This window comes from Halomonas sp. (assembly GCF_052095695.1).
Taxonomy (GTDB): Bacteria; Pseudomonadota; Gammaproteobacteria; order Pseudomonadales; family Halomonadaceae; genus Vreelandella.
Window position 1 is genome coordinate 1 of record NZ_JBQDLQ010000124.1, and the last position, 8,036, is coordinate 8,036.

An 8,036-nucleotide genomic window follows, 5' to 3' on the forward strand; every position below is an offset into this window, starting at 1 on the left:
GTGCTGACTAACGGGACTAAACCAGCCAACAAGAGTGCCGCCATTAAGGGGAATGCATATACAAAAAAAGCCAGCAGCGTAACTGACGTTCGCGGCAGGCTTATGGTGACCTGTTGGCCTAATGGATAGCATTGCTCAACTGCCTGGTCGGTGTCGACTGAGGCTGCCCGTGGAAGCGCAACGACTAATTGCCGGCTACGCTGGCGAGCCAGCAGCCCTACCCCACAGCCTCGGCCTTTAGCGCACTGCTCACAGCCTTCTTGAGCGGCCACTTCGACAACAATACCGTCATTTGCATGAGCAACAATCGTGGCCATGCGTAGCAGGGAAGTACAGGTAGTTTCTGTCACCATGTGACCTTTTTTGCGTCGCTAGGGATCTGCACGACCACTCCCTCCTACAGCATCGCTCTCAGGCGGCTCTTCTGCAGCGCTTTGATCAAAAGCAATTGAGCGAGCAATTCGCTGGAGAGAAGTGACCGGCATTTCACCAATGGCAATCAGTTGCCAGCGCCCCTCATCGGTCGCGTAATGCTCAATAGCTACCGCAGATACGCCCAACTGCTGCACACCTTCGCGCAAGCCATCAGGCTCACCTTGCTCAATGGGCTCTACAAAAATGCTGACGGTGGCTAAACCATCACTATAGACCCGCTGCTGAACATCGTTACCAGAGAAGGCAACCGGCTGGCCCACAAAACCTTCGGGCAGCCAAGTCGTGCGCCACGGAGTACTGAGCGCAACCTTCGGAGAATCTATGCGGATATTTCCGGTGTACTGCTGAGGCGATTGAAGCTGGGTAATTTGGAAGGTCTCAATAATGCGACCCTGCTGATCAATAAGCACGTGCTTGAGCAACAGCCCCGTCTCACGATCTAACCACCACTCGTGAGCAAAACGCCATTGATCAAGAGGCTCAAAAATTAGCTTTACGGCGTCTCGACCAGCGACGCGCGCGTCTTCCTCAAGATCAATCCGATAATATTCTTCAAGGTGAGCTGCCCATCTAGCAGGGGACGGAAGCCCTCCGCTACCACTGTCTTCGGTCCACGCAAGCCTGCCTACCGGCGAACGCCGCTCTATGCTGACTGAGGGGCCATCCAGATACTGTACGACCTGTTGACGTATGCCGTCTTGAATACGGTGCGAAAGCGCCAGTGTACGTACATTGATGGCATCTATAGCCACGGCTCTTGCCTGAAAAGCATAGCAGTGGCTAGCCCATAAGCCGCGTTCTAGCCACTCGGTGCCGGTACTGGGTGTCGAAATCAAGGTATCCGCACACTCATACCCAGAATTAGCCTGAGTATCGCTTTGCGCTTGTACCTGAAGCGAAAACATACCGACCGACAGTGCCAGTACCCATGCATGCCTCACTCGCAAAGGCATTAACACCTTGAACGCTCTATTTCCCAGCACGCTCTACTCACCTAGCAGTACTCCACCGAATGATGGCAGATAATTAGCGCTGGCCCAGCGGCTCAGTTACCGCTGAAGAACGCATGAGCGGCATCCAGCTGTCGCCACTTCCGTAAGCAGCACTTTGAGTATGTTGCTCTAGGTAGGATTGCAACATGCCAATTTGATCAATATTAATGTTAGTCCCTTGCGAGGCACTAACACCCTGAGATGCCTGAGTAGAGAAGCCTGCTTCACTAATATTCATCAAGCCGCTCGGAGCTGACTGACCGCTAATGCGAAAAGGCGTTGGCTCAAACATAGGCATATCGGCATTTGATGCTATAGCAGGCTGTCTGGCTAAATTGACCGGCTGTACCTGGCTAGTCACATTAGGTGATGATGCGGCAATACCGCCACTACCCTGGCCCTCAGACAGACCGTTGCCAAAGAACTGTACGCCTGTGATCACCATTAGCGATACGGCGGCCGCAACACCCGCGCCGCGAGCGAAGGAAATTCCACCGGCACGCGTGGCAACACGCTCTTCAATATCCATGGAAGGAGCGGACTCGTCGCGCAATCGGGCCATGATGCCAGCAGAAAGATCAATACTTACATCAACCCCTCTTTCACGCTGCATCATGCTGCGTGCTAAATGGTAACGCCTCCATGTCTCTGCGGCACCGTCATCATTTGGCAGTGCTTTCAACACTCGGCGTAGCTCAAGCTCATCACTCTCGCCATCCATTAACACCGAAAGTGATTCCCGTGTGTTTTGACTCATACTTCACACCCTCACACTGTTTAAAAGAAGTACTGAGGCAACACTTGCGAGTTAAACGCACTATCACCCCGACGACTTCACTGGCCAAAACAAGTATTAACAACTGCTGCTTAAGGCCCATCTTTTCAATCTTTTGCCAATTAGCATTTTTGTCAATTAAGACAATGCCTACTAATCAAGGCAGTCAGCTCTATGACGCGTCATTTCCCAGACAGTTCACAAAAAAATAAAAGCTAATTCTTGTGAAGGCATTCCTAGCCAGCCATATTGCTTGCTACTTATGACCATCATTCATCGCGACTGTTCCGTGCCGTGGAAACAAGCGGGCGAATATGTTCGTCGACCGCTTCGCGAGCGCGAAAAATACGCGAACGCACGGTGCCTACCGGACATTGCATCACCTGCGCTATATCTTCATAGGCAAGACCATCTAACTCGCGCAAGGTAATAGCCGTACGCAGATCGTCGGGCAGGTTATCAATTGCCTGATAGACCGCTGCCTCTAACTGGTCTCTGGCAATGGCAGCTTCTGGCGATTCAGAATCTGCCAACCGACCGCTTTGATCGATAATCTCAGCATCAACAATATCTAAGTCGCTACCGGGTGGCCGACGCCCCCGCGAAACCAAATAGTTTTTCGCCGTATTGATCGCAATCCGATACATCCACGTATAAAAAGCACTTTCCGCACGAAATTTACCTAAGGCGCGGTACGCCTTAATAAATGCCTCCTGCGCCACATCCTGAACTTCAGAGTGATCGTGTACGTAGCGGCTAATGAGACCAATAATTTTATGCTGGTATTTTTTTACCAGCAGATCGAAAGCACGCGTATCTCCTTTTTGAGCACGTTCAACAAGCTGTTGGTCTGTTTCCCGAGTGCCCATTCACACGCTCCTCAAGCTCGTACGGCATGCGCCGAGCCCCATTCCTATTAGCCCTAACCTGTGGGCGTTCACAGCAAGCAGCATAGCGTCCCTTGGGCATTGATTAATAATAAGTGAAAGCAAATGGCGAACGTAGCGTTGGTACTTGTTGCCACACTCTATGATAAAGCTATATTTTTTTAACTAGCTAAGCGCGTTGACCCGCTACATTTTATAACAATATGGCGACAGTGTTACGCGTTCTGTGCGGCGCATCAAGCGCTTAATCTGAATACACAAAAACCTTGTGGCTGACACTTTTCGACTACCGATAGTTCCACAGCAATTGATTTTTACCTGCTCAGCAAGCGATAGTAGGCGCCACTTTTATCGCTCCCTCACTTTTTTCAGCCATTACGCAAGCATAGGTAGCAAGATGTCAGAACAACAGGTTAATAACCTTAACGTCCTCGCTCAAGACGTACTCACCACACCAGAAGCCCTCAAGAATGCCGTACCGCTCACTGATGCGGCAGAACGCACCGTCATTGAGGGCCGCCAAACCATCCAGAATATCCTAGATGGCAACGACCCGCGACTGCTGGTCGTTGTCGGCCCATGCTCAATTCACGATGTCGATGCTGCGCTGGATTACGCTCGTCGCCTACGCACATTAGCCGATCAAGTCAGCGACAGCCTGTATATAGTCATGCGCGTATACTTCGAGAAGCCGCGCACAACGGTGGGCTGGAAAGGCCTTATCAATGACCCGCATCTCAACGATTCCTTTGAGATCGATGAGGGCCTGCACATCGCACGCAAACTGCTGGTCGATCTTGCCGAAATGGGCCTACCTTTGGCCACCGAAGCGCTAGACCCAATTTCGCCACAGTACATGCAAGACTGTATCAGCTGGTCAGCCATTGGCGCACGTACCACCGAGTCTCAGACTCACCGCGAAATGGCGTCTGGCCTCTCCTGCCCCGTCGGCTTCAAAAACGGTACAGATGGCAGTCTCGATGTCGCTATTAACGCGCTTGAGTCTGTTGCCAGCCCGCACAATTTCTTGGGCATTAACCAGGCCGGCCAAGTGGCCATCATTCGTACGCGCGGCAATGCCTACGGCCATGTAGTACTGCGTGGCGGTAACGGCAAGCCCAACTACGACAGCGTAAGCGTGGCACTCGCAGAGAAAGAGCTGAAAAAAGCCAAGCTCTCACCCAACATCATGATTGACTGCTCTCACGCCAACTCCAATAAAGATGCGGCGCTACAGCCACTAGTACTAGAAAACGTCACTAACCAAATTTTAGAAGGTAACACTTCCATTATTGGGTTAATGATTGAATCTAATATTGGCTGGGGCAATCAGAAACTAACTGAAGACCTCAGCCAGCTTCAGTATGGCGTATCCATTACCGATGCATGCATCGACTGGGACACCACGGTAGAGGCGTTCAATCGCATGAACGACAAACTCACCGTTCCACTGGCTAAGCGTATTGCCAAGTAACACTGCGGTTTGTCACATCCAAAACTCCGCCACGGCGGGGTTTTTCATTACCGGCTGATTTCACGCCGAAATGGCGGCAGCGCATCCATCAAGGCCTGCCCATAGCGGCGGGTAATCACACGTTTATCTAGCAAGGTAATCGTGCCGCGATCGCTTTCTTTACGAATCAGTCGCCCACAGGCCTGAACCAGTTTTATAGACGCATCGGGCACGCTAATGCGCATGAAGGCATTGCCGCCCTGGCTTTCTATCCACTCTGCCAAGGTGGCGCCCACCGGGTCATCGGGTACCGCAAACGGCAAGCGCGTAATGACCACATGAGTTAGGTAGTCACCTGGCAGATCGATACCTTCAGCAAAACTAGCCAAGCCAAAAATAATGCTCCCATCGCCTTTATCAACCGCTGCACGATGCCTTTCGATCAGCTCACGCTTGGGCAATGCATCCTGCGCCAATACGCGAGCTTTAACGCCAGCAGGCAATGCCTTATCGACGGCTCGCAGCTGCGCACGGGAAGAAAACAGCACCAGCGCCGCCTCTTTGTCGGCCAACTGAGAGACAAAGCTGACGATGGCTCGCTCGTGGGCTTCTCTATCGCTAGGGTCAGTCGCCTCTTTAGGCACTCGCAACACGGCGTTGGCGTAGTCAAACGGGCTGGGTAATGCCTGATAACGATAGCGATTAGCCAGGCCCGCGCGCTCTTGTAAGCGCTCAAAGCGACCTAGCGCCGTCAACGTTGCCGAGGTTACGACCGCGCCGTGACAGCGGCCCCACAAATGCTTAGCCAGGGTGTGGGCAGCCGAAACGGGACTGGCCGAAAACTCAATTTCCGGCTCTCCAGCCACACGGCTCAGAGTGATCCAGCGGGCACTGGGCGCTTCATTAGCAACATCCTGCTCGCTGAACGCCTGCCACAAGGCATGCGCCTCTAACGCCCGCCCGTGAAGCAACGCCACGAGCGGCAACCAGGCTTCTGCCTGCTCGCGATCAAGGCCGGTCTGCTTATCAGGATCAAGGCTTTCGCGCAGAATATCGCTGATGCTTTCCAAGCAGCGCGACAACGAGGCAAACATCACCAGCAACTGCTGCGCCTGCTCCAGAAGGGCATCGGGCACCTGGCCCTTTTCGAACCGCGACTGATGGGCGGCCTCTTCGTCAGCCAGGCCGTTAGGCCGCTCCGCCAGTTGGTGCCCCATGCTAAACACGTCTCCCAGCGCGGGCTCCAGATTATGAATCAGCTCTGGCAAGCTGACTAAAAGTCGCGACACCGTTGGCTGAATAGCCAACGCCTGGTGGAGGTCGGTCAAACTGCTTCTCAGCGTTTTCAGCCAACGCAAACAGCCGTGCACCGCAAAGCGGTGGGCAAAGTGAGAAAGCGCCTTCTCAGGCAGGTGATGGCCTTCATCAAACACGAAAATACAGTCTGCCGGGTCGGGCAAAATAGCACCGCCGCCCAGCGCTAAATCAGCTAGCACAAGGTCGTGATTGGCGACGATGACGTCGGCATTTTCAAGCTCGCGCCGAGAACGAAAAAAAGCGCAAGCAGCAAAATGCCCGCAGCGCCTGCCCGTGCACTGGCGATGGTCGACCGTTAAGCGTCGCCAATGCGCATCGTCAATGGCCGCCGGCCAATTATCACGATCGCCTTCCCACTCCCCCTGGCCGTATGCCTGCGCCATATCGCTAGCGAGTACGCTAAAATCGCTACTTTGTGTTTGCAACGACTGCTCAAAAAGCGAAAGCGTTGGATTGGGGTCAGTACCTTCCAGCTCTTGATCCAAACGTGCCACGCAAACATAGCGACCTCGCCCTTTCGCTAATGCGTAGCGAAAGGCAATGCCACTATGGCTAGCCAACGAAGGTAAGTCCTGGTTGAGCACCTGCTCCTGGAGAGCGACCGTTGCGGTCGATACAATTAGCCGCTTGCTTCGCGCCTTAGCAATCGGTAGCGCGGCAATCAAATAGGCCAGCGTCTTCCCCGTACCGGTACCCGCTTCCAGCACGCAGACATGGGTATCGTTAGTCCGCTTACCCTCGCTATCACTTTCGATATTACCGAGGGTGCGGGCAATTTCGGCGATCATCATACGCTGCCCGTAGCGTGGGGTTAGCCCAAGGCTTTCCACCACGCGACGATAAGCGTCTTGAATCTCGCCTTTTAGGGCTGTATCAAGCATGCGGTCTAGAGCATACCTTCCGGCGGATGTACGCAGGGCAGCTTGTCGTTGATGTACTGCTCGATTTCCGGCAGTGAAAACGCATCTTCTTCACCGACAAAGCTAATCGAGACGCCCTTCGCACCTGCACGCCCGGTGCGTCCAATGCGATGCACGTAGTCTTCAGGGTCTTCAGGCAGGGTGTAGTTGATAACGTGGCTTACGTCTTCAATATGAATCCCACGGCCGGCCACATCGGTTGCGACCAATACCTGAATTTCGCCTTCACGAAAGCTTTCCAGAGTTTTGATACGCTGATTCTGCGGCACATCGCCCGACAGCATCGCCACGCTCACGCCGGCTTTGCTGAGCAGATCATTCAGCTTACGTACCAAATCACGACGGTTACCGAAGACCATGACGCGCTCAAAGCTTTCCTGCTGTAGCAAATTGACCAGCAAGCGTTGCTTATCGTCATCTGATACTAGGTAAACGCGCTGATCTATATCTGCCTGGCTTTCAACCGTCACTGCTATTTCAACGTGGGCAGGATCAAGCGTCCACTGGCTGGCGAGATTGAGAATGTCGTCGGTAAAGGTAGCCGAGAACAGAAATGTTTGACGCTCTTCTGTTTTCGGCGTGTAGCGAATAATCCGCTTCACGTCAGGGATAAAGCCCATCGATAGCATACGGTCGGCTTCATCCAGCACCAGTACTTCGACTTCACTGAGATCGATATCGCGCTTTTGATGAAAGTCCAGCAAGCGCCCTGGCGTTGCCACCAGAATATCGATTTTGCTACCCAGGCTCTCACGCTGCTTCTGATAGTCCATACCGCCGACGACGCTGGCCACGTTGAGCTGCGTAAAGCGTGCTAAGGCTTTGGCATCTTTTTCAATCTGCAGCGCCAGCTCGCGGGTAGGCGCAATGATCAGCGCGCGTGGTGCACCCGGCTTTTGACCATCGGGCGTGGGCTCTTCCAGGAAGTAGCTCATGACTGAGATCAAAAAGGCGGCTGTTTTACCGGTTCCCGTTTGCGCTTTGCCGACAATGTCACCACCTAAAAGCGTCTGGCGCAGAGCCTCAGCTTGAATAGGTGTGCAGTATTCAAACCCTTGGGCATGAATAGCACGCATCAGTGGCAGCGGCAAATCAAAGTCATGAAAGCGCCACTTGCCGGCCACGGCGGGCACCTGAAACTGACGAAGATCCCAGCTCGACTGGCGACGACGCGGCTTCCGACGGCGGCGTTTTGGCTTGCGGTTCTGGGCCGGTGCTGTGGTCTGTTCCGACTCGCTCATAGGCTGTCTATCTGTC

7 protein-coding genes are annotated in these 8,036 nt (G+C 53.5%); 1 reads left to right on the forward strand and 6 read right to left on the reverse strand.

Annotation, left to right across the window (positions count from 1 at the left end; genetic code table 11):
- From ACTH5D_RS16585 to rpoE, 4 genes are all read right to left on the reverse strand, one after another.
- Nucleotides 1-353, reverse strand: a 353-nt coding sequence (locus tag ACTH5D_RS16585; RefSeq protein ID WP_441673168.1) for a SoxR reducing system RseC family protein, incomplete at its 3' end; no start/stop codon positions are given.
- Nucleotides 354-371: 18 nt separating this feature from the next.
- Nucleotides 372-1,418, reverse strand: a complete 1,047-nt coding sequence (locus ACTH5D_RS16590; RefSeq protein WP_441673170.1) for a MucB/RseB C-terminal domain-containing protein — start codon at nt 1,416-1,418, stop codon at nt 372-374.
- Nucleotides 1,419-1,461: 43 nt separating this feature from the next.
- Entirely contained in the window at nt 1,462-2,184 is a 723-nt protein-coding gene (locus tag ACTH5D_RS16595; RefSeq protein ID WP_441673172.1) for a sigma-E factor negative regulatory protein, read from the reverse strand.
- A 287-nt stretch (nt 2,185-2,471) separates the two neighbouring features.
- Complete coding sequence (gene rpoE, locus ACTH5D_RS16600; RefSeq protein ID WP_096280508.1) at nt 2,472-3,071, reverse strand: RNA polymerase sigma factor RpoE; 600 nt, start codon at nt 3,069-3,071, stop codon at nt 2,472-2,474.
- A gap of 415 nt (nt 3,072-3,486) precedes the next feature.
- Between rpoE and ACTH5D_RS16605 the strand changes: the two genes are divergently transcribed.
- Entirely contained in the window at nt 3,487-4,563 is a 1,077-nt protein-coding gene (locus ACTH5D_RS16605; protein ID WP_441673174.1) for a 3-deoxy-7-phosphoheptulonate synthase, read from the forward strand.
- A 47-nt stretch (nt 4,564-4,610) separates the two neighbouring features.
- Here ACTH5D_RS16605 and dinG read toward each other — a convergent pair whose 3' ends face one another.
- Both dinG and rhlB read right to left on the reverse strand, forming a co-directional pair.
- A complete protein-coding gene (gene dinG, locus ACTH5D_RS16610) occupies nt 4,611-6,740 on the reverse strand; it encodes an ATP-dependent DNA helicase DinG (RefSeq protein ID WP_441673176.1) in 2,130 nt (709 codons plus the stop codon).
- Between the two features lie 5 nt (nt 6,741-6,745).
- Nucleotides 6,746-8,020 carry an ATP-dependent RNA helicase RhlB gene (rhlB, locus tag ACTH5D_RS16615; protein WP_441673178.1) on the reverse strand — a complete coding sequence of 425 codons (1,275 nt, stop codon included), beginning with the start codon at nt 8,018-8,020 and terminating at the stop codon, nt 6,746-6,748.
- Nucleotides 8,021-8,036 lie beyond the last annotated feature (16 nt).